Raw genomic sequence first — 25,422 nt, forward strand, 5'->3', positions numbered from 1 at the left:
AAACTCGAAATCCGTTTACGGGTGCCTCAGTTTAACGGCCTGCCTGGGTGAAGGGACGTTACAGAACGGGTTCAATTGAGCGGCACAATTCTGGTGCGTTCGACGTAGGCGACACTCCCCCAGACGTTCACTGGCTAATCCCTGCAGTACTTGGCCAGCGCTTCGCGCAGTTTCGCAGCCGGGGTCTTCTGCAGCCGGCAAAGCAGCTCGTGCGACAGTTGCTGAACCCCGTGGTCCTGGCGCAACACACCCGCCAGATGCTGCAGCAGGTTGGCGGCCATTTCGGCATCGGCCATGGCCCGGTGCGCAGTCCCCGTGTCCGGCAACCCAGCCCAGCGTGTCAAAGTGCCCAGCTTGTGGTTCGGCGCGGCGGGCAGCAGACGCCGTGACAGCAACAGGGAACACGCGAAGGGCTGGCTGCGGCTGCGGCCAATACGGCCCAGCTCGTAGTCCCAGAACTTCTGGTCGAAAGCAGCGTTGTGCGCCAACAATGGGGTGCCACCGACGAACTCGGCCACCTCGTTCATCACTTTCTCCACCGGCGGCGCACTGCGCAGCATGGCGGTGGTGATGCCGGTCAGCCCTGCGACGAAGGCCGGCACCGGCACGCCGGCATTCATCAGGCTCTGGTAGCGCTCGACAATGCGCCCACCCTCGAGCATTACCACCGCCACCTCGGTGGCACGGCAGCCGGTACCGGGGGAAATACCGGTGGTTTCAAAGTCGATGACAGCGATACGTTCCATGAAAAGACCTTAGTGTTTGAGCAACAGCGCGCCTTCGATGGGCACGTAGCGGGTGGCAGCACGGATCAGTGACAACGCCGTCAGCCCCGGCACGCCATACACCACCGCTTCGGTGCCATGGCGCTGGATTACCCGCTCCAGCAGCAGGTCGAAATCACCGTCGCCGGAGGCCAGCACCACCTGGTCGACCCGGCTGGCCGCGTCGATCACATCCAGGGTAATGCCCACATCCCAGTCACCTTTGGCCGAGCCATCGCTGCGCTGGATGAAGGGTTTGAGGCGCACATCGAAACCGAGGTTGCGCAAGATCTGCTGGAACTGCTGTTGTTTGCTGTCGCCACGGTCGATGGCATAGGCCACGGCCTCGACGATCTGGCCTTCGCGGCTGACATCGGCCCACAGGGCGGTGTAGTTGAAATGGCAGCCGTGGGCCTGGCGCACGGTGTAATAGAGGTTCTGCACATCGGCGAACAGCGCGATCTTTTTCACCTGGGAACCTCATTTTTGGCCTGGAGTGCCGGGGGGCTGCTGCGCAGCCCTTCGCGGGCACGCCCGCTCCCACAGGTATCGCGCGTACACCTGTGGGAGCGGGCGTGCCCGCGAAGGGGCGCAAAGCGCCCCCGGAAATGCCAGCAGTATGCCAGACCTGTCAGACGTAAGAATCGTCGTCCGAGAAGAACCCGCCGTCATCGCTGCCAAAACCACCGTCGGCGTATCCACCCTGGTCACTGCCCCAGCCACCGTTGTCAGCCACTTGCTGCTGCCCGCCCTGGTCGTTCCAGCCGCCACTGTCGCTGGCTGGCACCGGCTCTTCCTTGATGACCTCGACCACTTCCTCCGGTTGCGAGTTGTGGTTGAACAGGCTGCTGATACCCTGCGCCAGCAGCACACCACCGGCCACACCGGCGGCGGTCTGCATGGCACCACCAAGGAAGCTGCTGGCCCCACTGCGCGCAGGCGCGGCGCCATAGGCAGGCTGCGGCGCCTGAGGTTGGGCGAAACTAGGTGCCGACGGCTCGCGCCAGCCACCACCGGACGCTACAGGGGGCGCCGAAGGACGCTGTGGCTGCACCGCCGGTGCTGCGTTGCGCCCACCCGAACCAAAGATGCTGGACAAGAAGCCACCCCCGCCATTGCTCGGCGCACTGCTGGCGGCTTGTGCCGCCTGAGCCTGGGCACGGGCCTGCTGCAGCTCGGCTTGCAGCTGCTTGTTCTGTTCGTCGAGGCGCTTGATTGCGGCCTCCTGCACCAAAATCGCCTGGGCCATGTAGTAAGGCGCCGCCGGTTGCTGACGCACGTGCTGCTCGATGCACGCCTGGGCTTGCGCGTCACGCGGCTGACTCGGGTCTTCGGCTTGCTTGAGGCGGCCGAACAGGCCGTCGATCAGGGTTTGTTCTTCAGTGTTCATGGGGCGACCTCGTGGGGTAGCGGGACATCGGACAGCGTCAAAGATGGGGCGTACAGGCGCGGGATTCAATCACTGCTGCGGTGAAACTTTTTTCAGCAAGTGACAGCTCCAGGCCTGCTTTGGGCTAAAGTTAGGCCCCTGTTTTTACTGCCATGCGATGTTGACTGATGAATCCGCTGAGCGTTTTGCGCGACTCCTTGTACTTCTTCCGCCGTCACCTGCCAAACATCCTCCAGCTGTGCCTGCCGCTGGTGGTGGTGGAAGCCCTGCTCACCCAATTGCTGGACCGGCAGCTGGGCGACCAGGCATCACCGGCCTACGGCATGCTGGTCAGCCTGCTGTTCTACCCGCTGTACAGCGCAGCCCTGATCCTGTACCTGGACACACGCAGCAACGGCCAGGAAATCGCCAAGCGCGACCTGTTCGCCCGCGCCCTTCAACTGTGGCCGCAACTGGCCCTGCTGATCCTGATCAGCTCGCTACTGATCATGGCCGGCCTGGCGCTGTTCATCTTCCCGGGGGTGTGGATCATGATCAACCTGGTGTTCGCCGAGTACCTGCTGGTGCTGCGCGGCCGGCCGGTGGTGCAGGCGATGCGCGAAAGCGCAAGCATGACCACCGGGCATTTCATGCGCATCATGATCTGCGTCTTAGGCGTGCTGGCACCGATCTGGCTCATCGACGGGCTGCTGTTGATGGCCTTCCCCGAGCCATCACCTGGGATGGAACTGGCCATGGACAGCCTCAGCGGCTTCCTGCAGCTGTTCAGCACCGTGGTGCTGTACCGCCTGTTCATGTTGCTGGAAGGTGAAGCCCGCACCTGAGGCCACCGGGGAATGTTTTCGGCCTGCCGGCTGCCCAGCCCTGGCGCCAGAGTGCACATCCTCAATGCTATTCAAGGAGTGCACCATGAACGAAACCATTCAGGCCGGGTACGCCAGGTCTTTTCGCGGCAAGCTGTACATGCGCGCCGTCGACCGGGACATCCCGCTACGCCTCAGCCGCAGTACAGACAAGTTCGGCTGGGGTATTACCCCTGAGGATGACTGGTTGCAGGCGGGGGGAAGGCAGGACTCGCCGGTGATGGACTTTCATTACCACTCGCGGACCAACGATCGCCTGCACTACCGCATCAGCATGCCAGGGCGCCCGGAGACCAAGAAACTAGGGGTCAGCCGCAATGGCTATCTGGGCTTCTACTGGCATGCAGACGTTAGCGAATACTGGAAAATCGAGCCGCTGGCGCTGACAGATGAAGGCCTTGTCTGCCATCTGCGCGACCAGCGGGGCTACAGGGTCGGTGCCCTCACGGATACGCCGCACAGGAGTGGGGAGTGGGTAGCCTGGCTCAACGTCGAGGAAGGCGAAGTGATCACGTTCCTATTGAGGCAGGCAGATCGAGCTGCACTGGCGGGTGCAATACGATGAATGGCACGACCACTGACACGTCGTGGCCAGCGCATGATTTTTTCGGCCTGCCGCACTCGGTGGTGTGCATCAGCTCCCTCTCGGCTTGGCCCTGGCGGTAGCCTCGGCCACCAGAGGGTCGTCCGGCCAGTAGTGCTTCGGATATCGCCCTTTCAGGTCTTTCTTCACCTCGGCATAGGTCGTGCGCCAGAAACTGGCCAGGTCCTGGGTCACCTGCACCGGCCGACGCGCCGGTGACAGCAGGTGCAGCTTGACCTGCTGCCGGCCATTGGCGATGCGCGGGGTGTCGGCAAGGCCGAACAGTTCTTGCAGACGCACGGCGAGAATCGGCGGGGTTTCGCTGTAATCCAGGCGGATGTTCGAGCCGGACGGCACGGCCAAATGCGCCGGGGCCTGTTCTTCCAGGCGTTGCGGCAGCGGCCAGGGCAGCAGGTTGCGCAGCATCGACGGCAAGTCCAGCGCGGCAAAGTGGCTGAGGCGCGATACTTTGCTCAGGTAAGGCTGTAACCAGTCTTCCAGGCTGGCCAGCAGGGCCTCGTCCCCCAGGTCAGGCCATTCGCTGTGGCCATCCTTCTGCAGGTCGAGCTGACGCAGCAGCGCCACACGTGCCTGCCATTGCCGCAGTTCCGGCGTCCAGGTCAGCAGGTTCAAACCTTTGCGCCGGACCAGGCCAAGCAGCGCCCGGGCCCTGGCTTCGTCATCCAGCCTGGGCAGCGGCTCACGGCTGAGGACCAGTTCGCCAACCTTCACCTGGCGCTCGGCGCGCAACACCTGCTCGCGCTCGTCCCAATCGAGGATATCGACCCGCTCGACCTGCTCGGCCAGTACACCCTCGAGCAACGCCGGATCGAATTCGGCTGCCAGATAGATCCGCTCCTCACGCTGCCCCTGGCGGCTACCCAGGTCGGCGATCACCAGCCATGGGCACTTCATCAATGCATCGACTTCGCCAAACAGGGCCGCACGGCCGTTGGCGAGCCGATACTCCGCCCCACCCGCCCGGCGCTGCTGGGCGACCCGGTCAGGGTAGGCCAGCGCCAGCAGGGCGCCCAGCCAGCGTGGGTGGTCCGGGTCGGCGACCGGCGCACCGACCTTGCCACGCAACAGGCCACGATATTGCCGGGCCAGCTGACGAGCACGCTGCACCCCCCCCTGGCCGCCACGCGCAGCCTTGCTCTCACCGCTGACCAGCGCAAGCCGGCTGTGCAAGTCGGCATCACCGCCACGCTGAATGTCCCGCTCCCCCAGCAGTGCAGCCACATCGCATGCCATCTGTGCCAGGCCCAGGTCCTGGCCGCGCAGCAACAAGTGCGCGATGCGTGGGTGAGCCGGCAGTTCGGCCATGGCCTGGCCATGTTCGCTGAGGGTGTCGCGGCTGCCCGGCTTGAAGGCGCTGAGTCGCGCCAACAGGTCCTGTGCCTGGGCGAACGCTGCAGCCGGTGGCTGGTCGAGCCAGCGCAACTGCTCGGGCGTTACACCCCAGCGCGCCAGCTGCAGGGCCAGCCCGGCCAGGTCGGCCTGGAGAATCTCGGCACTGCCATGGGCGGCCAGCTGGTCATGCTGGGCCTCGGACCAAAGGCGGTAGCACACGCCGGGCTCCAGGCGGCCGGCACGCCCCGCGCGCTGGGTGGCGCTGGCGCGGGAAATGCGCTGGGTGTCCAGGCGGGTCATGCCGCTGCCAGGGTCGAAGCGCGGCACCCGGGCCAGGCCTGCGTCGATCACCACGCGCACGCCATCGATGGTCAGGCTGGTTTCGGCGATGTTGGTGGCCAGCACCACCTTGCGCAGGCCCTTGGCCGGCGGGTCGATAGCGGCGCGCTGGGCATTGAGGTCGAGCTCGCCATGCAGCGGGCACAGCAGAATCTCGGGGCGCGTCCCCAGCGCCTCCTGAAGGCTTTGGTGAACCCGGCGGATCTCGGCTTGCCCAGGCAGGAACACCAGCACGCTGCCGGCCTGGTCAGCCAGCGCATGCAGCACGCAGTCCACCACCCGTGGCTCGATGAACTCGCCTGGCTGAAACGGCCGCCCCCAGCGGATATCCACCGGATGCATGCGGCCTTCGCTGCTGACCACCGGGGCATCGTCCAGCAACCGCGACAGGCGCTCGCCTTCCAGGGTCGCGGACATCAGCAGAATCTTCAGTGGCGGGTCGTCACGCAGCAACTCGCGGCCGTTAAGGCTCAGCGCAAGTGCGAGATCGGCATCCAGACTGCGCTCGTGAAATTCGTCGAAGATCAGCAGGCCCACACCTTCCAGCGCCGGGTCGGCTTGCAGGCGGCGTGTGAGGATGCCTTCGGTCACCACTTCGATACGGGTTTTCGGCCCGACCTTGCTGTCCAGGCGGATGCGGTAACCCACGGTTTCCCCAACCTGCTCGCCCAGCTCACTGGCCAGCCGCTCGGCCGCAGCCCGCGCAGCCAGGCGCCGAGGCTCGAGCATGAGGATGGTCTGCCCGGCCAGCCACGGTTCGTGCAGCAGCGCCAGTGGTACGCGGGTGGTCTTGCCAGCGCCGGGCGGCGCTTCAAGCACCACTTCGTGACGGTTATCCAGAGCCTGGCGCAGGGCGGGCAAGGCAGCATCAATGGGTAATGAAATCATGGTGGTCCTCGAACAGTGTCGCGAGTATAACGGCGAACCCAGCCTGCTCTATCATGGTCTTAACATCAGGTGCAGGCGCTTCGCTTGTCCTGCTGAACACCTTCTCGGAGATTTACATGCGCATCTCGACCCGCGTCATCGGTGGCGCCCTCATTGCCACCCTGCTGACTCAACTGACGGCCTGCGGCACCATTTTTTACCCGGACCGGCGCGGCCAGATCGGCGGCAAGATCGACCCTGTGGTTGCTGCAATGGATGCCATCGGTATCCTGTTCTACGTGATCCCGGGGCTCATTGCCTTCGGCATCGACTTTGCCACCGGCGCCATTTACTACCCAGGTGGCCACACCGCCCAGGTCGACCCCGCCAAGCTGCAAGAAGCCGTCAGCCCAGATGGCAAGGTCGACAACCTGAAGCTGCAGGCCATTCTGGAAAGCGAACTGGGCCAGCGCCTGCCACTTAACGACCCACGGCTGATCCAGCACCGCGGCAGCATCGAACAACTGGCCAGCCTGGGCCTGGTCCCGGCAGCCTGAGCCACAAGGACACTGACCACGGATGATCACTACCCCGGCTGAACACCAGCGCCTGCTCCGCCTGGCCACGCGCGCATCACTCGCAGTGGCCGGCATCCTGGTGCTGAGCAAGGCGCTGGCCTGGTGGCTGAGCGGGTCGGTGAGCCTGCTGGCCGGGCTGACCGACTCGGCACTGGACGCCGTGGCCTCGTTCCTCAACCTGCTGGCGGTGCACTACGCCCTGCGCCCGGCCGACGACGATCACCGGTTCGGCCATGGCAAGGCCGAGGCCTTGGCCGGTATGGCTCAGGCGCTGTTCATCGGTGGCAGTGCGGTGCTGATCGGTGTGCAGGCGGTCGAGCGCCTGTACACCCCGCAACCGCTGGGTGATACCTCCATCGGTATCGCGGTGATGCTGCTGTCGCTGGTGCTGACGGTCGCCCTGCTGGCGCTGCAGTACAAGGTCATCCGGCTCACCGGCTCCACTGCGGTACGGGCAGATTCCCTGCACTACCGTTCTGACTTGTTGCTCAACGGCAGCATTCTGCTGGCCCTGTTGCTGACGCGTTTTGGCTGGCCGCAGCTGGATGCGCTGTTCGGCCTGGGCATCGCCTTTTACATCCTCTGGAGTGCGTTGCAGATTGCCCGCGAAAGTACGGCGATCCTGATGGACAAGGCCTTACCCGGCGATGTTGGCGAGGACATGACCGCGCTGGTGCTGGCCGTTGCAGGCGTGAAAGGCGTGCATGACCTGCGCACGCGCGTGTCGGGCAACCAGTGGTTTGTGCAACTGCACCTGGAACTGCCGGGGCAACTGCCGCTGCATGAGGCGCATAGCTTGTGCGTGGAAGCCTCGCGGGTGATCCGCCAGCGTTACCCACAGGCAGACGTGATGGTGCACGCCGACCCGGTATGAGGTAACCACCCCATGCCCCACCCCTTGTAGGAGCGGGTTCACCCGCGAAAGGGCCGGGGCTGCTAGCCAATTTCCACCCGCCGATCACCGTTGCCGCCGCTACCGTATTCGCGGGTAAACCCGCTCCTACAGGGGTTCCGTGCAGGGTTCAGTTGATGCTGTAACCCCGACCACTGAAACAGGCCCCCAGCGCCCGCTGGTAGTGGCTGAGCACAGTGGCCGCCGGTGCGTACGTCGCCGTCGCCGGGTCGAAGCCCGATTGGCTCACCGCCCAGCGATGGCACTGGTAGCGGTCCTGCTCCTGCTGTTCCTGACCCTGGCCATACATCGGATAGGCCACCACGTCATACCCGCCATTTGCCGGGGCCACCGGCACGGGCGACGGCACGCCGACCGGCGGGTTGACCACCACATATTCCTGGCTGTCTGCCAGGTACTGGTAATAGGTATCGGCCACCAGAAAGAACAGCGCACCACCCAACCACACTTCCCGCGCATAAGGCGGCAGATAACTGACCCGCACGCCGTACGGCGGGGTCACCACGATGTAACTGCCCCCGTGCGGGCGGTACCAGTAACCCCCGGAGTAGAAATAGTCAGCGCCCCGGTAGGGTACTTTCCAGTAGCGCTCAGGAAAATGATCCACCGTGTGCCCTGGGCGATACTGCGGCCCAGGCCCCCAGCCATTGCCATGGCCATCCGGGCGCCCCTGCCAGTCGCCACCGGGCCGTTGCCCCGGGCCACCGGTTTGCCAGTGGTGATCTTCACCGTGGCGGCGGGGGATGTCCTGGTAATACCCCTGGCGCGGCGGTTGGGTCTGGCGCACTTCGTCGCGCGAGTTGAGCGAGCGCCCCGGTCCACCCTCACCTTGCACCTGCTGGCCACGTTCACCGTGCCCCTCGCCGGGCCCTTCAGCCAAGGCCCCAAGGCTGATGCTCAAACCCAGTAAACCAACACCTGCCAACTGCCAGATGCGCGACGTCATGGTGTTCCTCTCGGTAGAAAAAACTGCAACCAACGCCAGTCTACCGTGCCCACCCCACAGGCCAATTAAAATTCCCGATATGAAAAAAGGGAGGCCACAGGGCCTCCCTTCAGGAATTGTCGTCCGTGCTCGGCACTTGTGGCGCCGGCTCACCTCACACCGTCTTCTGGAGGGTGTGTAGCCCGGGGGCCTGCAGATCCTGTTGGATGGCTGGCCGCGACCGCCCGCCTAGGGCGCGTCGCCGTGGACTGATGTCCGGGCAGTGATTCTGGTGATAAAGATACCGGACGGGTTGCGACAGAGGATTGCGAAGATTGCTCAGATAAATAGCACTTGCGCAATTTTTCACCCTGGATTGATAATTCGCAGCAATCCGAACAGAAAAGGCAAATGCCATGAGCAAACTTGACCGCTACGACCTGAGCATCCTCGCCGAATTGCAGCGCGATGCGCGCATTTCCAACCAGGAACTGGCCGAACGCATCGGCCTGTCGCCATCGCCATGCTCGCGTCGGGTCAAGCAACTGGAGGACGACGGCTACATCTCCCGCCAGGTGGCCCTGCTCGACCGCAAGAAGCTGGGCCTGAGCCTGACCGCCTATGTATTGATAGGCATGGACCGCCACACCCCGGAACGCTTTGAAACATTCGAGGCCGCCATCCGCAACCTGCCACAGGTGCTCGAATGCAGCCTGGTCACCGGCATGGATGCGGACTATCAGTTGAAAGTGGTGGTGCCGGACATGGACCACTACCAGAAACTGCTTCTAGGCAGCCTGACGCGTATCGAAGGCGTCACCAGCGTGCGTTCGAGCTTCGTGCTCAACCAGGTGTTGGCCAGCACCGAGCTGCCATTGACCCACCTACGTTAATTGCTTACCCAGCCGACGTATAATCGGACGCTCAACCCGCCTGGAGAACACCGATGGATCCCGCCGTATTCGAAGAATGGATGATGATCATTCTGGTCACCGTGTTGATCGGTTTCATGGGCTTCATCGTCTGGGACCTGGCAAAAAAGTCCAAGGCGGGCAAGTTCGGGACGCTGATCCTGTTCTTCGTGCTGGGCCTGGGGGTGCTGGCCTTCATCATCAAAAGCGTGGTGGTGGGGTTTCTGGAAGGCGTATAAAACATTTCAGGGCCATTCGCGGGCACGCCCGCTTGTATGGTTAGACTTGAAGGGGTGGTGGGACTAAATGCCCGATTCTGACTGTTACGAGCAGTACAGACCGTGGGAGACATCGCCCCACCCCTTCCACCAAAGCGCCGATAAAGAATGCATCGTTTGCAAGCGACGATAGAAGCAAGCCAGCGCCTCTTGGTGAAAGCCCCTCAAGCCGAAAAACCATAACGTGGAGAGCCGCCGATGGCAATGCAGGTAGTGAAGTCGATCATCGGAGCGGACGTTGCAAAAGCTGAATTGGTGATCCATCACGAGGAGCGTGATGAGATCATCAAGCTGAAAAACTCTAAATCTGAAATCAATAAGTGGCTCAGGCAGCAGCCACTGAACACGGCTATCGCCGTTGAAGCGACCAACATCTATCACTTGGATCTGGTCGAGCTAGCCCATGGCATGGGCTTCGATGTTTATGTCATTGATGGATTTCAACTGAGTAACTATCGCAAGAGTGTTGGCGGCCGAGTCAAAACTGACCCGTCCGATGCGCGGTTACTGTCCCGTTTTCTGAAAAACGAGGGTGAGGATCTTCGCCCTTGGACCCCGCCTCCCGCCGTCTACGGCAAGCTGCAGAGCCTTCTGCGGCGCAGGGCTGCGCTGGTATCGGCACGTACTGCAATGACGCAGAGCTGGGCTAACGAGGGCCTGTTGAAAGCGGCCTTCGAAACCTTCGTCAAGTCGATAGAACGGCTGGACTTGCTGATACAAAAGAAGATCAAAGAAGTATTGCGAGAGGCAGGGCTGCTTGAACAGGTTATTCGCTGCCAAGCCGTGGAAGGTATTGGTTTTCTCACAGCGTCAGCACTGGTAATGGCATTTATCAGAGGCGAATTCAAAAGCAGTGACGCTTACATCGCCTTCTTGGGGATGGATCTGCGAGTGAATGACTCCGGGCAAAAGAATGGACGCCGCCGCCTTACAAAGCGAGGCTGTTCGGAGATCCGTCGTTTGTTGCATAACGCAGCGATGTCGGCCAGTAGGTCAGCTACCTGGAAAGACGTGTATGAGCAGTATCGGAGCAACGGTAAAGCAACGACTCAGGCATTAGTGATCTTGGCTCGCAAGCTCGCTCGCGTCGCATTCGCCCTGATGCGAGATCAGGGCGAATACGTCACCAAAAGCCGAAAATTGGCTTGCTGAAAACCATAGAATCTCCCACAAGTTGGGCGCTGCCTTCAAGTACTGCACCGTCCCTGTGGGAGCGGGCGGGCCCGCGAACAGGCCCTGACCTGAACTAAAGCCTGGCAGGGACCTCCCGCCAGCAACCCTGCTCCAGCCCATCCAGCGCCCAGTCACCAATCCGCACGCGCACCAGGCGCAAGGTCGGCAACCCCACTGCTGCCGTCATCCGCCGCACCTGGCGGTTACGCCCTTCGCGAATCACCAGCTCCAGCCAGCTGGTCGGCACGCTCTTGCGAAACCGTACCGGCGGGTTACGCGGCCACAGTTCGGGTTCTTCCAGGCGCCGCGCCTCAGCCGGCAAGGTCGGCCCATCGTTCAGCTCCACGCCATCACGCAAGCGCTGCAACTGCTCGTCACTCGGTTCACCCTCCACCTGCACCCAGTAAGTCTTGGCCAGCTTGTGCTTCGGATCGGCAATCCGCGCCTGCAACCCGCCATCGTTGGTCAGCAACAGCAAGCCTTCGCTGTCGCGGTCCAGCCGCCCGGCCGGGTATACGCCCGGAATGTCGATGAAGTCCTTGAGCGTCGCGCGCCCTTCACCGTCGCTGAACTGGGTCAGCACGTCGAACGGTTTGTTGAACAGGATCAGGCGCGGCTCGGCGGGTGGCGCCTTGGCCTGGCGACGCGGGCCGGCGGCAGGCCGCGCCTGAGGGCGGCGCGGCTTGTTACGGGGTGGCAGTGACATGAATCCTCAGCGGAACGGCGGCTCATCGAAGCTGCGCAGTTTACGCGAGTGCAGCGAGTTCAGCTCGGTGCGCAGCAGGTCGAGGGCGGCAATGCCGATCTTCAGGTGCTGGCTGACCGCCCGGTTATAGAAGGCGTTGGCCGAACCTGGCAGTTTGATCTCGCTGTGCAGCGGCTTGTCGGACACGCACAGCAAGGTGCCGTAAGGCACGCGCAAACGGTAGCCCTGGGCAGCAATGGTGCCGCTTTCCATGTCCACCGCCACGGCACGCGACAGGTTGATCAGCGGGCGTTCCTGAGCCCAGCGCAGCTCCCAGTTGCGGTCGTCGTAGGTCAGCACGGTGCCGGTGCGCAGGCGCTTTTTCAACTGCTCGCCACGCTCGCCAGTGACCTGCGCGGCGGCCTCCTGCAAGGCCATCTGCACTTCGGCCAGGGCCGGGATCGGGATATTCGGCGGCACGACCCGGTCGAGAATGCCGTCACGGCGCATATAGGCGTGTGCCAGCACGTAGTCGCCGATGGTCTGCGACTGCCGCAGGCCGCCGCAGTGGCCGATCATCAGCCAGCAATGCGGGCGCAGCACGGCCAGGTGGTCGGTGATGTTCTTGGCGTTGGACGGGCCCACACCAATGTTGACCAAGGTAACGCCATCGCCGTCGGCGGCGATCAGGTGGTAGGCCGGCATCTGGTAGCGGTGCCAGACCACGCTCGCCACCAGGGCCTGGGTTTCGCCATGATCCATGCCCTTTTCGATCACAACGTTACCCGGCAGCACCATACGCACGAAGCGCGGGTCGTCACGCAGTTGTTCCAGGCCATGGCTGATGAACTGGTCGACATAGCGGTGGTAGTTGGTCAGCAGGATCCACGGCTGTACATGGCGCCAGTCGCTGCCAGTGTAGTGCACCAGGCGGCGTAGCGAGAAGTCGACGCGCGCGGCATCGAACAACGCCAGTGGCATGATTTCAGCACGGTCCCAGTCGTACAGGCCATCAGCGATGTTGTCGGTGGCCGCCGACAGGTCGGTGCTGGGGAACACTCGCGCCAGCTGCGCAGCGGTAATGCCGCTACCGGCCAGCTCGTCGCCCTGGTCGACCACATAGGGGTAAGGGATGTTCTGCTCGCTGACACCGACTTCTACCGTGACGGTGTAGTCATGCATCAGCGGGCGCAGTTGCTCCAGCAGGTAGCCACGGAACGCAGCGGGCTGGGTGACGGTGACGCTGTAGGTGCCGGCAACCTGGACCTTGGCATAGGCGCGGGTGGTGGCGGCAACTTCGCCATGGCTGTAGTAGGTCAGGCGCAGCGCCGGGTAGCGGAACAGGTCGCGCTCATCGGTATCGGGCTCGGTACGGTCCTTCAGGTAACGCTTCAGGGCCTGACTCAGGGCACCTGTGGCCTGTTCATGCAAGGCCGCCAGACGGTCGACGGCCTGTTCGGGGGTATCAACGACTACAAAAGCGTGGCTCACACTGTGCTTCCTGTCTGGACATGCATGTGATCCATCTTGCCTGCCTTCTTGGTTAAATACACCCCCATTGATCGGTGTTGGGTTCATTCGCGGGCAAGCCCGCTGCTACAGGGGCCAGGCAGGCGTAGCCCTTGTGACCAATGCCATCACATCCACACCTCGCGGCAGCGCCCCGTACACCCGGCCACCACCGGCCAAGCGGCTGCCGATAAACGCATCACTGACCTCCGTATTCCCCGCCTCCAGCAGCAGCTTGGCCTGCAACGCCAGGGCAATATCCTCGGTCAGTTGCCGCGCGCGGTACTGCATGTCGCCGGTGTCGGCAAACGCCCCCTTGAGGTTGCCGATATGCGCCGCCAGGCGAGGGTCGCCATGCCCGTCACCCAGCTCGACAAACAGTGCATCGAGTACGCCCGGCTCCTTGGACAAGGCCCGCAGCACATCCAGGCACTGCACGTTGCCCGAGCCCTCCCAGGTCGAGTTGACCGGTGCCTCGCGGTACAGCCGTGGCAGAATGCTGTCTTCCACATAACCCGCGCCACCCAGGCATTCGGCGGCCTCGTTGATCATGGCCGGCGCACGTTTGCAGATCCAGTACTTGCCCACCGCCGTGACCAGCCGGGCAAAATGCGCCTGTTGCGGGTCGTCCAGTTGCTCCAGCGCCTGGCCCATGCGCAAGCTCAGGGCGAGCGCAGCCTCGCTTTCCAGGGCCAGGTCGGCCAGCACGTTCTGCATCAATGGCTGCTCGTTCAGCACCCGCCCGCCGACCTTGCGATGCGCGCAATGGTGGGCCGCCTGCGTCAACGCCTGGCGCATCAGCGCGCTGGAGCCGACCATGCAGTCAAACCGGGTCATGGCGACCATCTCGATGATGGTCGGCACGCCGCGTCCCTCTTCGCCGATCATCCACGCCAGCGCACCGCGGAACTCCACCTCGCTGGAGGCGTTGGAGCTGTTGCCCAGCTTGTTCTTCAGGCGCTGGATATAGAACTGGTTGCGGTTGTCATCGGGGCGGTGGCGCGGCAGCAGGAAGCAGCTCAGGCCTTTTTCGGTTTGCGCCAAGGTCAGGAAAGCGTCGCACATCGGCGCCGAGCAGAACCACTTGTGGCCAACCAGCTCATAAGCCTGCCCCGGGCCCGGCGCACCGACCGGATAGGCCCGGGTAGTGTTGGCGCGCACATCGGTGCCGCCCTGCTTTTCGGTCATCGCCATGCCCAGGGTGACCCCGGCCTTGTGCCGGTCGCCAACGTTGCGCGGGTCATATTCGCAGGCAAGGATTTTCGGCAGCCAGTATTCAGCCAGCTCAGGCTGCAGGCGCAATGCCGGCACGGCGGCAAACGTCATGGTCAGCGGGCAGCCGGTGCCGGCCTCGGCCTGGCTGTGCAGGTAGGTCATCGACGCCCGTGCAACATGGGCGCCAGCACGGGGCTCGGCCCATGGTAAAGAAGGTAGGCCATGTTCGACGGCGGTACGCATCAACTCATGGTAGGCCGGGTGGAACTCGACCAGATCGATGCGATGGCCATAGCGGTCGTGGCTGCTGAACTCGGGTTTGTGCGCGTTGGCCAGGAAGCCTGCCTGCATCAGCGGGCCGCCGGCCAGGGCACCATAGGCGTCGATCCGCGACTCGGCCCAGCCCGCGCCAAAACGCCTTGACCATTCTTGCAAGGGCAGGTCGAGGCGGTACAGGTTGGCACCGTCGAGCGGCGGCGGCTGGTTGGTGACTTCGTGGGTTTCAGCGTACTGGTGCAGGCTCATCGGGGGGCTCCTGGATCCGGGTAGGCTTGAGAGACCCAGTGAAGCACTGCTTGCGGGGTAGTCCAAGGGGTATTAATGACTAAACGTGTGGTTGCTGGCGTGCGCGCGCGCGTAGGTGGCGGCAACGGTGAACGGCGGGTGGATATCGGCCAGCAGACCCGGCCCTTTCGCGGGTGAACCCGCTCCTACAACGACCTGTGCTGTGTAGGAGCGGGTTTACCCGCGAATACGGTGGTGGCGGCAACGGTGAACGGTGGGTGCATATTGGCCAGCAGACCCGGCCCTTTCGCGGGTGAACCCGCTCCTACAGCGAGCGCCGCGCCTGCAGCATGTGCGGGCTCATCTGCGCCTGCGAAATCGCCATGTTCAAACTCAACTCGAAGCGGCTACCCAGCCCGCGCGTCGATTCATGCGCCAATCTGGCCCCCAGCAACTCCCCCATCTGCCGGCAAATCGACAACCCAATCCCCAAACCGCCATACCGCCGGGTCATCGAACCATCGACCTGGAAGAACCGCTGGTACAGGGTCGACTGCTCCAGATCATCGAAACCGATACCGCTGTCGCTGACGGTAAAGGTCAACGCCAGATCATCCGGCCCCACCCGTCGGCCACGCACCTGGATCATCACACCGCCCTGATGGGTGAACTTCAAACCGTTGTCCACCAGGCAACCCAGGCAGTGCGCCAGTTTCTGCCCGTCACCGAGCAACCCGTCCGGCAGGTCGGCCGGAATGTCCAGGCTCAGGTACAGGCCTTTGCCCAGCGCCTGCCCGGCATAACTGGCGCGCAAACCCTGCAACAGGGCACGCAGGCTGAACGGTGCCGGCTGCGCCCGCAGGCGGCCGGCCTGCAATTCGGACAGGGTAAGAATGGCATCGACCATATCCATCATGCCTTGGGCAGACCCCACTGCCGTGTGATGGTACTGAGCCATTTCAGCCCCCATCGGCAAGGTGTGCATCAGCTCGAGCGAGCCAATCACCCCATTCATCGGGGTGCGCAGTTCATGAGTCACGCTGGCCAGGAACTCGTCCTTCAGGCGATTGCTCCTGGCCAGCTGCAGGTTCAGTTGCTCCAGCGTACGCCCAGTGTCGCGCAAGGTCTGTGCCTGCTGCTCGCGCAGGCTGTTGATGCGGTCGGCCAGTGCCAGCGACAGCAAGGCCACTTCCAAGGCCGAACCCAGCTGGCTGGCATACATGGTGATGAACACGTTCGGCAGGTAGCCCAGTACCATCAAGGTGTTGACCAGTCCGCCAAGCAGGAACGCCGTCCAGGCGATGATGAACCAGCGCGCCACTCGCAAGCCGCGCCACCAGGCATACAGGCCGGCGCTGAAGACGCTTATGGTGAACAGCAGCGCCAGCAGCGTGGCCATGCGCAGCGCAATGCCGTACGGCATGCTCACCGCCAGTACCATGACCAGCGCCCCCCCCAGCATCAGCAGTTGCAACAGGCGATCGAAGCCACGGTTGAGGCTGCCCAATTGCAGGAAGTGCCGGGCGAACTGGCAACCGAACAGGCCGGCTGCACCAATGAACAAAGGCGTGGAGGCATTCGCCCACCAAGGGCTGTCTGGCCAGAAATAGGCTACACCGGCGCCGTTCACCGAGACTTGGTAAAGGCCAAACGAAGCGATGTAAAGGATGTAATAGAGGTAGCTGACGTCACGCACGCTGAGGTAGATGAACAGGTTGTACACCAGCATCACCAGTAAAACGCCGTAGATCATCCCCAGCACATACAGGCGCGTGGGCTGCTCTTCCAGGTAGGCTTCAGGGGACCATAACGCCAGCGGCGCTTGCACCGAACCCTGGCTGTGCAGCCGCAGGTACGCGGTGGTCACCTTGCCTGGCGGCAGTTGCAGTTCGAACAAGTAGTTGTTCTGCCGGATCTGCCGGCTGTCGTAGGGCAAGGCATCGCCGGTGCGCTGCGCCAGGCGGTACAAGCCGCTGCTGTCAGGCAGATACAGTTCGAGGTGATCCAGCGGCGGGTAGGCCAACTCCAGCAGCCATGACCGCGGCGCAGCGCTGGGCGCGGCAGTGGGGCGCAGTTCGACCTTGAGCCAGAACACCGAGGTTGAGTAACCGGCGTTCAGCACATCCTCATGGTGGGGCTGAAAGTGTTTGGCGAAACCGGGGGCACTGACCTGAGCGATGCTGGCATTGCCATCGGGGTCTTCATAAACCTGCATGGCCTTGCCCAGTGGAAGATGCCGGGTAGCGTCGTCGAAATCGACCGCTCCGGCCAGCACGGGCAGCAAACCCAGAAGCACAATCAGCAAATAGCGCATACAGCCCCAGCATGGCCTGTCCGGTCGCGTCGCGGTAGCCTCCCATCCGTTTGAGACGACGTGATCCTGCAGAACCCGTTTGTCGAGTTATCCGAGCACTCTAGCATAGCCTCACAACCTGGCAATCGGCCACATAAAAACACAAAGAAAAGGCTCTAAATCAATGCTTTCAATAGAAAACCAATCAGCAACCTGACCGATCGATCAGTAAAACTCGTTTGTCGGACGATCCGCCCAAACAGGTTTGGTGGTAAGCTCGCCGACCATGAATACCTACAGCTCCCGCCCCGTTGTCCTCTGTCTCTCCGGCCACGACCCCAGTGGCGGCGCCGGCTTGCAGGCAGATATCGAAGCCCTGATCGCCCAAGGCTGCCACGCTGCACCTGCAGTGACCGCCCTGACCGTACAGGATACCGTCAACGTTTCCGACTTCCGCGTGCTCGACCGCGAGTGGGTGCTGGCCCAGGCCAATGCCGTGTTGGCCGACTCCACGGTGGCCGCCGTCAAGTTGGGCATGCTCGGCTCGATCGAGATGGTCGACACCGTCGCCGAACTGCTGGCCGCCCACCCTCACCTGCCGCTGGTCTGCGACCCGGTGCTGCGTGCCGGTGGCGGTGGCCGCCTGGGCAAGGACGAAGTGGGCTACGCCCTGCGTGAACGGTTGCTGCCGCTGGCGACCATCGCCACGCCGAACCTGCCCGAAGCACGCATCCTCGCCGAACTGCCCGAGGGCACCGCTGACGAATGTGCCGAGAAACTGTTGCCGTTCTGTAGACACCTGCTGATTACCGGCGGTCACGGTGACGAAGACGAAATTCACAACCGCCTGTACACCCAGGAAGGCCAGCACTTCACCTGGACTTGCCAGCGCCTGCCGGGCAGCTACCATGGCTCGGGCTGCACCCTGGCCAGTGCACTGGCCGGCCGCCTGGCGCTCGGCGAGCAGCTGGAAAGCGCCGTGCGCACCGCCCTGGACTACACCTGGCGCACCCTGCGTGACGCCGAGCAACTGGGCAAGGGCCAATACGTGCCGCGCCGCCTGCCCCTGGACTTCTGTTCCTGATACGAGGCTTTCAATGAAGCTACGCGGTCTGTACGCCATCACCGACAGCCAGCTGCTCGCCGGCCGTTTCCTGTCCCATGTCGAGGCGGCCCTGGAAGGCGGCGTGTGTCTGCTGCAGTACCGCGACAAGAGCGACGATGCTGCGCGCCGCCTGCGTGAAGCCGAAGGGCTGATGAAGCTCTGCGAGCGTTACGGCACCCAGTTGCTGATCAACGACGACGCCGAACTGGCCGCCCGCCTGGGTGTCGGCGTGCACCTGGGCCAGACCGACGGCCCGCTGACCCCGGCCCGCGCACTGCTCGGCCGTCAGGCAATCATTGGCTCCACCTGCCACGCCAGCCTCGAACTGGCCGCCCAGGCTGCCAGCGAAGGCGCCAGCTACGTGGCCTTTGGCCGCTTCTTCAATTCTGTCACCAAGCCGGGCGCGCCCGCTGCCAACGTCGGCCTGCTCGAGCAGGCCCGCGCCCAGGTGAAACTGCCGATCGCCGTGATCGGCGGCATCACCCTCGACAACGCCGCCCCGTTGGTCGCCCACGGCGCCGACCTGCTGGCGGTGATCCACGGCTTGTTCGGTGCCGACAGCGCGCAGGAAGTCACCCGCCGCGCCCGCGCCTTCAACGCCTTGTTCGCATCCTGATTCGAGAGATACTTCCATGTCCCGTTCCGAAGCCCTGTTCGCCCAAGCCCAGAAGCACATCCCTGGCGGCGTCAACTCGCCAGTCCGCGCTTTCAAGAGCGTTGGCGGCACGCCGCTGTTCTTCAAGCATGCCGAAGGCGCCTATGTCGTTGACGAGGACGACAAACGCTACGTCGACTACGTCGGCTCCTGGGGCCCGATGATCCTCGGCCACGGCCACCCGGACGTGCTGGACTCGGTACGCAGGCAGCTGGAGCACGGCCTGTCCTACGGCGCGCCGACCGCCATGGAAACCGAGATGGCCGACCTGGTCTGCTCGATCGTACCGTCGATGGAAATGGTGCGCATGGTCAGCTCGGGCACTGAAGCCACCATGAGCGCCATCCGTCTGGCCCGTGGCTACACTGGCCGTGACGCCATCATCAAGTTCGAAGGCTGCTACCACGGCCACTCCGACAGCCTGCTGGTAAAAGCCGGCTCGGGCTTGCTGACCCAAGGCGTGCCAAGCTCGGCAGGCGTGCCAGCGGACTTCGCCAAGCACACCCTGACCCTGCCGTTCAACGACATCGCCGCCGTCGAGAAGACCCTGGCCGAAGTTGGCCAGACCGTGGCCTGCATCATCGTGGAGCCAGTGGCCGGCAACATGAACTGCGTACCACCGGCACCGGGTTTCCTCGAAGGCCTGCGCGAGCAATGCGACAAGCATGGCGTGGTGCTGATCTTCGACGAAGTGATGACCGGTTTCCGCGTCTCGCTCGGCGGCGCCCAGGGCCATTACGGCATCAAGCCGGACCTGTCGACCTTCGGCAAGATCGTCGGTGGCGGCATGCCGGTCGGCTGCTTCGGCGGCAAGCGTGAAATCATGGGCTGCATCGCCCCGCTCGGCCCGGTCTACCAGGCCGGCACCCTGTCGGGCAACCCGCTGGCCATGGCCGCCGGCCTGACCACCCTCAAGCTGATCAGCCGCCCAGGCTTCCACGCCGAGCTGACCGACTACACCAGCCGCATGCTTGACGGCTTGCAGCAACGCGCCGATGCCGCTGGCGTGCCATTCGTCACCACCCAGGCCGGTGCCATGTTCGGCCTGTACTTCAGCGGCGCCGACGATATCGTCACCTTCGAAGACGTGATGGCCAGCGATGCCGAGCGCTTCAAGCGCTTCTTCCACCTGATGCTCGACGGTGGCGTGTACCTGGCACCGAGCGCATTCGAAGCGGGCTTCACCTCCATCGCCCATGGCGACAAGGAGCTGCAGATCACCCTGGATGCGGCTGAGAAAGCCTTTGCTGCCCTGAAGTGATGGCCAGCCTGTACCGGCCTCTTCGTGAGCCAACCCACTCCTACACTCATGAAAGCGACACCCCCTTGTAGGAGCGGGTTCACCCGCGAAGAGGCCGGCACAGGCAATAATTACGCACACACAATCAGCTGACTTCCCCAACCAAGCAGAAATTCGAGTAAAACTTTGTAAGGTTGGCGCTGCTTATCCCATAATGTGCCACCAGAGACATTGGCCGCAGCTTTGCAGAGGTAAGTCGATCCCCATGAACCGCACCGGCCGCGCCCTGACCCTGGGCTGCCTGTTGCTTCTTCAGCCCCTGCTGGCCCTGGCGGAGGGCGGTAACTCGTTGCTGATTCCGGCGACGGGCCGCTGCACCTTGAACGTTCAGCCTGAAGACCTGGCAAACGCCCTCAAGGCCTGCGAGCAGACGGCGACTGCGGGGGATGCCCAGGCGCAATTCGAACTGGGCGAGTATTACTACACGCAAACGCCAAAAAACCTGGGCAAAGCCCTGGACTGGTTCCAGAAGGCATCGCTGCAGGGCCAAGCCGACGCCCAATACCGTCTGGGTGCCATGTTCTTCCATGGCGAAGGGGTCAAGGCCAACAACGTGCAGGCCTACATCCTGCTGAAAATGGCTGCGGTCAATGGCGCCGAAGATGCGCTGGACATGGCCGACGAAGTGACCGAGCAAATGCCCCGCGACGAACTGGAGCATGCCACCCAGGTGCTCGGCCAGATTTTCCGCAAGTACCTGCTCGAACTGCAGAACGCCGAAGGGCGCACGCCGTTCTCGCCGCTTCCCTGAAGGTCACTTTTCCGGCATTGGCATCGGGAACGGCATCACATTGCCGCCGCCCTTGGCCTCGCTGATCTTCGCCGTGCCCAGGCGCTCCACCTCATCGATGCGCACAATCGAGTGCATCGGCACGAAGCTGCGGACCACTCCGTCGAACTGGCTCTTGAGCTTCTCCTCACTCGGGTCCACGACCAGTTGCGAGCGCTCGCCGAACACGAACTCCTCGATTTCCAGAAAGCCCCACAGGTCACTCTGGTAGATCTGCTTGGCGTACATCTCGAAGACCTGACCCTGGTTCAGGAAGATCACTTTATAGATGGCGGGTTCGCGTTTGCTCATGTTTGGCCAGATAACACATGCGTAAGAAAAGACGGGGATCATACCTGCACCGCCCCCTTCGCGGGCAAGCCCCACAGGTATTGCACCCACCTTCAAACCCGTGCAGTACCTGTGGGAGCGGGCATGCCCGCGAAGAGGCCAGAACAGGCACTATATACCTTGAGCCAACCCTTGATCGTTTCAGTGCTTTCGCCACTGCCATTCAAGGGTTATTCTTGAGTTCAACTCCATCGCCGTCGAGCGGCTAAAAACGACCTTGAACGCACCCATAGAACCCCATCGTTTCATCCTCGAACCTTTCGAGGCCCACCGTTTCGCCAACTTGTGCGGCCAGTTCGACGAGCACCTGCGCCTGATCGAACAGCGCCTGGCCATCGAGATCCGCAACCGCGGCAATCAGTTCGAGCTGATCGGCGAACCCAGGACCACCTCCGCTGCCGAACAGCTGTTGCGCCGTCTCTATCGCGAGACCAAGGCCACCGACCTGTCACCGGAAACCGTGCACCTGTACCTGCAGGAGTCGGCTGTCGAGAACATCGACAACCCGGCCGTCAACGAGGTCAGCGTGTCGCTGCGCACGCGCAAAGGCAACATCCGCCCGCGCGGGCTCAACCAGCAGCGCTACGTCAAGGAAATCCTGGCCAACGACATCAATTTCGGCATCGGCCCGGCCGGTACCGGCAAGACCTACCTGGCCGTAGCCTGCGCCGTGGACGCGCTGGAACGCGAACAGGTGCGCCGCATCCTGCTGGTGCGCCCGGCGGTCGAGGCGGGTGAGAAGCTCGGTTTCCTGCCCGGCGACCTGGCACAGAAAATCGACCCGTACCTGCGCCCGCTGTACGACGCCCTGTACGAAATGCTCGGCTTCGAACACGTGGCCAAGCTGATCGAACGCCAGGTGATCGAAATCGCCCCTCTGGCCTACATGCGTGGCCGCACCCTGAACAACAGCTTCATCATCCTCGACGAAAGCCAGAACACCACGCTCGAGCAGATGAAGATGTTCCTGACCCGCATCGGTTTCGGCTCTACTGCGGTGATCACCGGTGACATAACCCAGGTCGACCTGCCCCGTGGCACCAAGTCGGGCCTGGCGCACGTCATCGAGGTGCTGAAGGACGTTCCGGGGATCAGCTTTACCCATTTCCAACCCAAGGATGTGGTTCGTCACCCACTGGTTCAGCGTATCGTCGAAGCCTACGACCGCTTCGAAGCCCGCCAGCCCAAGCCCGAGGCGCCCGGCAAAGATGCTTGAACTTGATATCCAACGGGCCACGGATGCTGCCACTCCAGAAGACGCCGCCTTGCGCCGCTGGTGCGAATTGGCGTTGCGCCAGCGCAGCGCCGACTCGGAAATGACCATTCGCCTGGTCGACGAAGCCGAAGGCCGCGAGCTGAACCACACCTACCGGCACAAGGACTACGCGACCAATGTGTTGTCGTTCCCGGCCGATGTGCCCGATGACCTGCTCGATATCCCGCTGCTGGGCGACCTGGTCATCTGTGTAGCGGTGGTCGAGCGCGAAGCGGCCGAACAAGGCAAATCGCTGGAAGCGCACTGGGCGCACCTGGTCATCCACGGTTGCCTGCACTTGCTCGGCTATGACCACATCGAGGATGAGGAAGCCGAGGAAATGGAAAGCCTGGAACGGGAATTGCTGGCAGAACTGGGTCACCCCGACCCGTATGCCGATGATGAAACCGACACAATCACACACTGATACACGAAGGATCACGAGAACCGCCATGAGCGAAGATCGATCGAGCAACGGGCAGAAGTCCTGGCTGGGTAAACTGACCCAGGCTTTTGCCCATGAGCCGAAAAACCGCCAGGAGCTGCTTGAGCTGCTGCGCGAAGCCCATCAGAACAAATTGCTGGACAGCGAAGCGCTGACCATCGTCGAAGGCGCCATTCAGGTCGCCGACCTGCAAGTTCGCGACATCATGGTGCCGCGTTCGCAGATGAACAGCATCAAGGCCGGCCAGTCGCCTCGCGAGTTCCTGCCGGCGGTGATCGACGCCGCGCACTCGCGCTACCCGGTAATCGGCGAAAGCCATGACGATGTGCTCGGGATCCTGCTCGCCAAAGACTTGCTGCCGCTGATCCTCAAGGAGAACGGCGACAGCTTCAACATCAAGGACCTGCTGCGCCCGGCCACCTTCGTGCCCGAGTCCAAGCGCCTGAACGTGCTGTTGCGTGAATTCCGCGCCAACCACAATCACATGGCCATCGTCATCGACGAATATGGCGGTGTGGCGGGCCTGGTCACCATCGAGGACGTGCTGGAGCAGATCGTCGGCGATATCGAAGACGAGCACGACGTCGAGGAAGACAGCTACATCAAACCACTGCCCAGCGGTGATTTTTTGGTCAAAGCGCTTACCCCGATCGAGAACTTCAACGAGTTCTTCGACAGCGAGTTCTCCGATGACGAGTTCGACACGGTCGGCGGCCTGGTGATGAGCGCCTTTGGCCACCTGCCCAAGCGCAACGAAACCACTGAGATCGGGTCTTACAAGTTCCGTATTCTCAACGCCGACAGCCGGCGGATACACTTGCTGCGCCTGACCCCGATCACCCGTTAAGGACAAACATGCGTTGGATCACCCGCCCCGGCTGGCCCGGTAACCTGCTGGCCCTGGCGGCCGGTGCTTCCACCCTCCTGGCCCTGGCGCCGTTCGACATCTGGCCGTTGGCGGTGCTGTCCATCGCGGTGCTCTACCTTGGCCTGCGCGAGCTCAGCCCGCGCCAGGCCATGTGGCGTGGCTGGTGGTTTGGGTTTGGCCTGTATGGCGCCGGCACCTGGTGGATCTACGTCAGCATGAACACCTACGGCGGCGCCTCGCCGCTGCTGGCAATCGTGTTGTTGCTGGCGTTCTTCGCCGCACTGGCCTGGTTCTTCGCCCTGCCCACCTGGCTGTGGGCGCGCTGGCTACGGCGCAACGAAGCACCACTGGCCGACGCCCTGTGCTTCGCCGCCCTCTGGCTACTGCAAGAGGCCTTCCGCGGCTGGTTCCTGACCGGTTTCCCCTGGCTCTACGCCGGCTATAGCCAACTGGACGGCCCGTTGGCCGGCCTTGCGCCGCTGGGCGGGGTATGGCTGATTTCCTTCACCCTCGCCCTCACCGCCGCCCTGCTGTGCAACCTGCACCGCCTGCGCACCCGCCCCTCGTTCCTGGCCGTGGCCAGCGTGCTGTTGCTGGCCCCCTGGGTGCTGGGCCTGGCGCTCAAGGGCCATGCCTGGACCATTCCGGCAGGCGATCCGCTGAAAGTGGCGGCGATCCAGGGCAACGTCGAGCAGGACCTGAAATGGGACCCTGCGCACATCGACGCGCAACTGGCGCTATACCGTGACCTGAGCTTCAGCTCCAGGCCGGTGGACCTGCTGGTGTGGCCAGAAACCGCCGTTCCGGTGCTCAAGGACCAGGCCCAGGGCTACATCGACGTGATGGGCCGCTTCGCCGCCGAGCGCCACTCGGCGCTGATCACGGGCGTGCCGGTGCGTGAAGAAGTGCACCACCAGCGCCGCTACTACAACGGCATCACCGTCACTGGCGAAGGCGACGGCACCTACCTCAAGCAGAAGCTGGTGCCATTTGGCGAGTATGTGCCGCTGCAAGACGTGCTGCGTGGGGCCATCGAGTTCTTCAACCTGCCCATGTCCGACTTCGCCCGCGGTCCGGAAGACCAGCCGCTGCTGCAGGCCAAGGGCTACCAGATTGCCCCTTACATCTGCTACGAGGTGGTCTACCCCGAGTTCGCCGCCGGCCTGGCTGCGCGTAGCGACCTGCTGCTGACCATCAGCAACGACACCTGGTTCGGCAAATCGATCGGCCCCTTGCAGCACCTGCAGATGGCGCAGATGCGCGCGCTGGAAGCCGGCCGCTGGATGATCCGTGCCACCAACAACGGCGTAACCGCGCTGATCGACCCGTTTGGCCGCATTACCACGCAGATTCCGCAGTTCCAGCAGGCCGTGCTGTATGGCGAGGTGGTGCCGATGCAGCAGCTGACGCCTTACCTGCAATGGCGCTCATGGCCGCTGGCGATTGTCTGTGCATTGCTGCTGGGCTGGGCGTTGCTGGCAGGGCGTATTGCAAAAACCGTCTGATTGGCGATACGCGACCACTGTAGGAG

25 protein-coding genes are annotated in these 25,422 nt (G+C 63.2%); 15 read left to right on the forward strand and 10 right to left on the reverse strand.

Annotated elements, in window-relative coordinates; genetic code table 11:
- Window positions 1-134: 134 nt before the first annotated feature.
- The 3 genes from ACI7M0_RS23410 to ACI7M0_RS23420 form a co-directional block, all read right to left on the reverse strand.
- Window positions 135-746 (reverse strand): PolC-type DNA polymerase III, encoded by a 612-nt coding sequence (locus ACI7M0_RS23410; RefSeq protein ID WP_020192908.1) that lies wholly within the window; start codon window positions 744-746, stop codon window positions 135-137.
- A gap of 9 nt (window positions 747-755) precedes the next feature.
- Complete coding sequence (locus ACI7M0_RS23415) at window positions 756-1,235, reverse strand: NYN domain-containing protein (RefSeq protein ID WP_004576858.1); 480 nt, start codon at window positions 1,233-1,235, stop codon at window positions 756-758.
- Window positions 1,236-1,395: 160 nt separating this feature from the next.
- Window positions 1,396-2,154 (reverse strand): DUF2076 domain-containing protein, encoded by a 759-nt coding sequence (locus tag ACI7M0_RS23420; RefSeq protein ID WP_129933947.1) that lies wholly within the window; start codon window positions 2,152-2,154, stop codon window positions 1,396-1,398.
- A 167-nt stretch (window positions 2,155-2,321) separates the two neighbouring features.
- On the opposite strand from ACI7M0_RS23420, the gene ACI7M0_RS23425 reads away from it, so the two are divergent.
- Together ACI7M0_RS23425 and ACI7M0_RS23430 are read left to right on the forward strand one after the other, a co-directional pair.
- Complete coding sequence (locus ACI7M0_RS23425) at window positions 2,322-2,978, forward strand: YciC family protein (protein ID WP_019438909.1); 657 nt, start codon at window positions 2,322-2,324, stop codon at window positions 2,976-2,978.
- An 85-nt stretch (window positions 2,979-3,063) separates the two neighbouring features.
- On the forward strand, window positions 3,064-3,582 hold the full coding sequence (locus tag ACI7M0_RS23430) for a hypothetical protein (RefSeq protein WP_129933946.1): 519 nt from the start codon (window positions 3,064-3,066) through the stop codon (window positions 3,580-3,582).
- A 69-nt stretch (window positions 3,583-3,651) separates the two neighbouring features.
- On the opposite strand, the gene hrpB is transcribed toward ACI7M0_RS23430, so the two are convergent.
- Window positions 3,652-6,180 (reverse strand): ATP-dependent helicase HrpB, encoded by a 2,529-nt coding sequence (gene hrpB, locus ACI7M0_RS23435; protein WP_129933945.1) that lies wholly within the window; start codon window positions 6,178-6,180, stop codon window positions 3,652-3,654.
- A gap of 116 nt (window positions 6,181-6,296) precedes the next feature.
- Here hrpB and ACI7M0_RS23440 point away from each other — a divergent pair, with 116 nt between their 5' ends.
- The gene (locus ACI7M0_RS23440; RefSeq protein ID WP_129933944.1) at window positions 6,297-6,716 is read left to right on the forward strand and encodes a polyribonucleotide nucleotidyltransferase; all 420 of its coding nucleotides are present in this window, start codon (window positions 6,297-6,299) and stop codon (window positions 6,714-6,716) included.
- Window positions 6,717-6,738: 22 nt separating this feature from the next.
- Window positions 6,739-7,611 carry a cation diffusion facilitator family transporter gene (locus tag ACI7M0_RS23445; RefSeq protein WP_010955399.1) on the forward strand — a complete coding sequence of 291 codons (873 nt, stop codon included), beginning with the start codon at window positions 6,739-6,741 and terminating at the stop codon, window positions 7,609-7,611.
- 148 nt (window positions 7,612-7,759) lie between these two features.
- Here ACI7M0_RS23445 and ACI7M0_RS23450 read toward each other — a convergent pair whose 3' ends face one another.
- Complete coding sequence (locus ACI7M0_RS23450) at window positions 7,760-8,596, reverse strand: DUF6515 family protein (protein ID WP_129933943.1); 837 nt, start codon at window positions 8,594-8,596, stop codon at window positions 7,760-7,762.
- Window positions 8,597-8,991: 395 nt separating this feature from the next.
- Between ACI7M0_RS23450 and ACI7M0_RS23455 the strand changes: the two genes are divergently transcribed.
- From ACI7M0_RS23455 to ACI7M0_RS23465, 3 genes are all read left to right on the forward strand, one after another.
- Window positions 8,992-9,468 (forward strand): Lrp/AsnC family transcriptional regulator, encoded by a 477-nt coding sequence (locus tag ACI7M0_RS23455; protein WP_003249795.1) that lies wholly within the window; start codon window positions 8,992-8,994, stop codon window positions 9,466-9,468.
- A gap of 53 nt (window positions 9,469-9,521) precedes the next feature.
- Window positions 9,522-9,725 carry a DUF2788 domain-containing protein gene (locus ACI7M0_RS23460; RefSeq protein ID WP_003249787.1) on the forward strand — a complete coding sequence of 68 codons (204 nt, stop codon included), beginning with the start codon at window positions 9,522-9,524 and terminating at the stop codon, window positions 9,723-9,725.
- Between the two features lie 237 nt (window positions 9,726-9,962).
- A complete protein-coding gene (locus ACI7M0_RS23465; protein ID WP_392523497.1) occupies window positions 9,963-10,916 on the forward strand; it encodes an IS110 family transposase in 954 nt (317 codons plus the stop codon).
- 94 nt (window positions 10,917-11,010) lie between these two features.
- Here ACI7M0_RS23465 and ACI7M0_RS23470 read toward each other — a convergent pair whose 3' ends face one another.
- From ACI7M0_RS23470 to ACI7M0_RS23485, 4 genes are all read right to left on the reverse strand, one after another.
- Window positions 11,011-11,643, reverse strand: coding sequence for a pseudouridine synthase (locus ACI7M0_RS23470; RefSeq protein WP_049586600.1), 633 nt, complete (start codon window positions 11,641-11,643; stop codon window positions 11,011-11,013).
- 6 nt (window positions 11,644-11,649) lie between these two features.
- Window positions 11,650-13,113: an AMP nucleosidase gene (gene amn / locus ACI7M0_RS23475; protein WP_014592520.1), complete on the reverse strand. Its 1,464-nt coding sequence runs from the start codon at window positions 13,111-13,113 to the stop codon at window positions 11,650-11,652.
- 105 nt (window positions 13,114-13,218) lie between these two features.
- The gene (locus ACI7M0_RS23480) at window positions 13,219-14,871 is read right to left on the reverse strand and encodes an acyl-CoA dehydrogenase family protein (protein ID WP_020191494.1); all 1,653 of its coding nucleotides are present in this window, start codon (window positions 14,869-14,871) and stop codon (window positions 13,219-13,221) included.
- A gap of 304 nt (window positions 14,872-15,175) precedes the next feature.
- Window positions 15,176-17,164: a hybrid sensor histidine kinase/response regulator gene (locus ACI7M0_RS23485; protein WP_129934004.1), complete on the reverse strand. Its 1,989-nt coding sequence runs from the start codon at window positions 17,162-17,164 to the stop codon at window positions 15,176-15,178.
- Window positions 17,165-17,429: 265 nt separating this feature from the next.
- Between ACI7M0_RS23485 and ACI7M0_RS23490 the strand changes: the two genes are divergently transcribed.
- The 4 genes from ACI7M0_RS23490 to ACI7M0_RS23505 all read left to right on the forward strand — a co-directional run bounded on the left by ACI7M0_RS23490 (window position 17,430) and on the right by ACI7M0_RS23505 (window position 20,954).
- Window positions 17,430-18,227 (forward strand): hydroxymethylpyrimidine/phosphomethylpyrimidine kinase, encoded by a 798-nt coding sequence (locus tag ACI7M0_RS23490; RefSeq protein WP_129971907.1) that lies wholly within the window; start codon window positions 17,430-17,432, stop codon window positions 18,225-18,227.
- A 13-nt stretch (window positions 18,228-18,240) separates the two neighbouring features.
- Window positions 18,241-18,864, forward strand: coding sequence for a thiamine phosphate synthase (gene thiE / locus ACI7M0_RS23495; protein WP_004576913.1), 624 nt, complete (start codon window positions 18,241-18,243; stop codon window positions 18,862-18,864).
- 16 nt (window positions 18,865-18,880) lie between these two features.
- Window positions 18,881-20,164 (forward strand): glutamate-1-semialdehyde 2,1-aminomutase, encoded by a 1,284-nt coding sequence (gene hemL, locus ACI7M0_RS23500; RefSeq protein WP_010955406.1) that lies wholly within the window; start codon window positions 18,881-18,883, stop codon window positions 20,162-20,164.
- 244 nt (window positions 20,165-20,408) lie between these two features.
- On the forward strand, window positions 20,409-20,954 hold the full coding sequence (locus tag ACI7M0_RS23505) for a tetratricopeptide repeat protein (protein ID WP_004576914.1): 546 nt from the start codon (window positions 20,409-20,411) through the stop codon (window positions 20,952-20,954).
- A gap of 3 nt (window positions 20,955-20,957) precedes the next feature.
- Here ACI7M0_RS23505 and ACI7M0_RS23510 read toward each other — a convergent pair whose 3' ends face one another.
- Window positions 20,958-21,284 carry a DUF1820 family protein gene (locus tag ACI7M0_RS23510; protein ID WP_003249769.1) on the reverse strand — a complete coding sequence of 109 codons (327 nt, stop codon included), beginning with the start codon at window positions 21,282-21,284 and terminating at the stop codon, window positions 20,958-20,960.
- Window positions 21,285-21,540: 256 nt separating this feature from the next.
- Between ACI7M0_RS23510 and ACI7M0_RS23515 the strand changes: the two genes are divergently transcribed.
- Genes ACI7M0_RS23515 through lnt form a run of 4 tightly spaced genes read left to right on the forward strand, consistent with a single transcriptional unit; the run spans window position 21,541 to window position 25,396 of the window.
- Window positions 21,541-22,539, forward strand: a complete 999-nt coding sequence (locus tag ACI7M0_RS23515) for a PhoH family protein (protein WP_014592526.1) — start codon at window positions 21,541-21,543, stop codon at window positions 22,537-22,539.
- Window positions 22,532-23,005 carry an rRNA maturation RNase YbeY gene (gene ybeY, locus ACI7M0_RS23520; protein ID WP_010955408.1) on the forward strand — a complete coding sequence of 158 codons (474 nt, stop codon included), beginning with the start codon at window positions 22,532-22,534 and terminating at the stop codon, window positions 23,003-23,005. Before ACI7M0_RS23515 ends, ybeY begins: the two co-directional genes overlap by 8 nt.
- A gap of 25 nt (window positions 23,006-23,030) precedes the next feature.
- Window positions 23,031-23,870 carry an HlyC/CorC family transporter gene (locus ACI7M0_RS23525; protein WP_003249762.1) on the forward strand — a complete coding sequence of 280 codons (840 nt, stop codon included), beginning with the start codon at window positions 23,031-23,033 and terminating at the stop codon, window positions 23,868-23,870.
- 8 nt (window positions 23,871-23,878) lie between these two features.
- A complete protein-coding gene (gene lnt / locus ACI7M0_RS23530; protein ID WP_110160098.1) occupies window positions 23,879-25,396 on the forward strand; it encodes an apolipoprotein N-acyltransferase in 1,518 nt (505 codons plus the stop codon).
- Window positions 25,397-25,422 lie beyond the last annotated feature (26 nt).

Origin of the sequence: Pseudomonas sp. 10(2024) (assembly GCF_045164175.1) — a bacterium.
Taxonomy (GTDB): Bacteria; Pseudomonadota; Gammaproteobacteria; order Pseudomonadales; family Pseudomonadaceae; genus Aquipseudomonas; species Aquipseudomonas alloputida.

Bases quoted from the DNA above. Each gene is read 5' to 3' on its own strand.
- ACI7M0_RS23410 (WP_020192908.1), bottom strand. From the start codon at position 746: ATGGAACGTATCGCTGTCATCGACTTTGAAACCACCGGTATTTCCCCC.
- ACI7M0_RS23420 (WP_129933947.1), bottom strand. From the start codon at position 2,154: ATGAACACTGAAGAACAAACCCTGATCGACGGCCTGTTCGGCCGCCTC.
- ACI7M0_RS23425 (WP_019438909.1), top strand. From the start codon at position 2,322: ATGAATCCGCTGAGCGTTTTGCGCGACTCCTTGTACTTCTTCCGCCGT.
- ACI7M0_RS23430 (WP_129933946.1), top strand. From the start codon at position 3,064: ATGAACGAAACCATTCAGGCCGGGTACGCCAGGTCTTTTCGCGGCAAG.
- hrpB (WP_129933945.1), bottom strand. From the start codon at position 6,180: ATGATTTCATTACCCATTGATGCTGCCTTGCCCGCCCTGCGCCAGGCT.
- ACI7M0_RS23440 (WP_129933944.1), top strand. From the start codon at position 6,297: ATGCGCATCTCGACCCGCGTCATCGGTGGCGCCCTCATTGCCACCCTG.
- ACI7M0_RS23445 (WP_010955399.1), top strand. From the start codon at position 6,739: ATGATCACTACCCCGGCTGAACACCAGCGCCTGCTCCGCCTGGCCACG.
- ACI7M0_RS23450 (WP_129933943.1), bottom strand. From the start codon at position 8,596: ATGACGTCGCGCATCTGGCAGTTGGCAGGTGTTGGTTTACTGGGTTTG.
- ACI7M0_RS23455 (WP_003249795.1), top strand. From the start codon at position 8,992: ATGAGCAAACTTGACCGCTACGACCTGAGCATCCTCGCCGAATTGCAG.
- ACI7M0_RS23460 (WP_003249787.1), top strand. From the start codon at position 9,522: ATGGATCCCGCCGTATTCGAAGAATGGATGATGATCATTCTGGTCACC.
- ACI7M0_RS23465 (WP_392523497.1), top strand. From the start codon at position 9,963: ATGGCAATGCAGGTAGTGAAGTCGATCATCGGAGCGGACGTTGCAAAA.
- ACI7M0_RS23470 (WP_049586600.1), bottom strand. From the start codon at position 11,643: ATGTCACTGCCACCCCGTAACAAGCCGCGCCGCCCTCAGGCGCGGCCT.
- ACI7M0_RS23480 (WP_020191494.1), bottom strand. From the start codon at position 14,871: ATGAGCCTGCACCAGTACGCTGAAACCCACGAAGTCACCAACCAGCCG.
- ACI7M0_RS23485 (WP_129934004.1), bottom strand. From the start codon at position 17,164: ATGCGCTATTTGCTGATTGTGCTTCTGGGTTTGCTGCCCGTGCTGGCC.
- ACI7M0_RS23490 (WP_129971907.1), top strand. From the start codon at position 17,430: ATGAATACCTACAGCTCCCGCCCCGTTGTCCTCTGTCTCTCCGGCCAC.
- thiE (WP_004576913.1), top strand. From the start codon at position 18,241: ATGAAGCTACGCGGTCTGTACGCCATCACCGACAGCCAGCTGCTCGCC.
- hemL (WP_010955406.1), top strand. From the start codon at position 18,881: ATGTCCCGTTCCGAAGCCCTGTTCGCCCAAGCCCAGAAGCACATCCCT.
- ACI7M0_RS23505 (WP_004576914.1), top strand. From the start codon at position 20,409: ATGAACCGCACCGGCCGCGCCCTGACCCTGGGCTGCCTGTTGCTTCTT.
- ACI7M0_RS23510 (WP_003249769.1), bottom strand. From the start codon at position 21,284: ATGAGCAAACGCGAACCCGCCATCTATAAAGTGATCTTCCTGAACCAG.
- ybeY (WP_010955408.1), top strand. From the start codon at position 22,532: ATGCTTGAACTTGATATCCAACGGGCCACGGATGCTGCCACTCCAGAA.
- ACI7M0_RS23525 (WP_003249762.1), top strand. From the start codon at position 23,031: ATGAGCGAAGATCGATCGAGCAACGGGCAGAAGTCCTGGCTGGGTAAA.
- lnt (WP_110160098.1), top strand. From the start codon at position 23,879: ATGCGTTGGATCACCCGCCCCGGCTGGCCCGGTAACCTGCTGGCCCTG.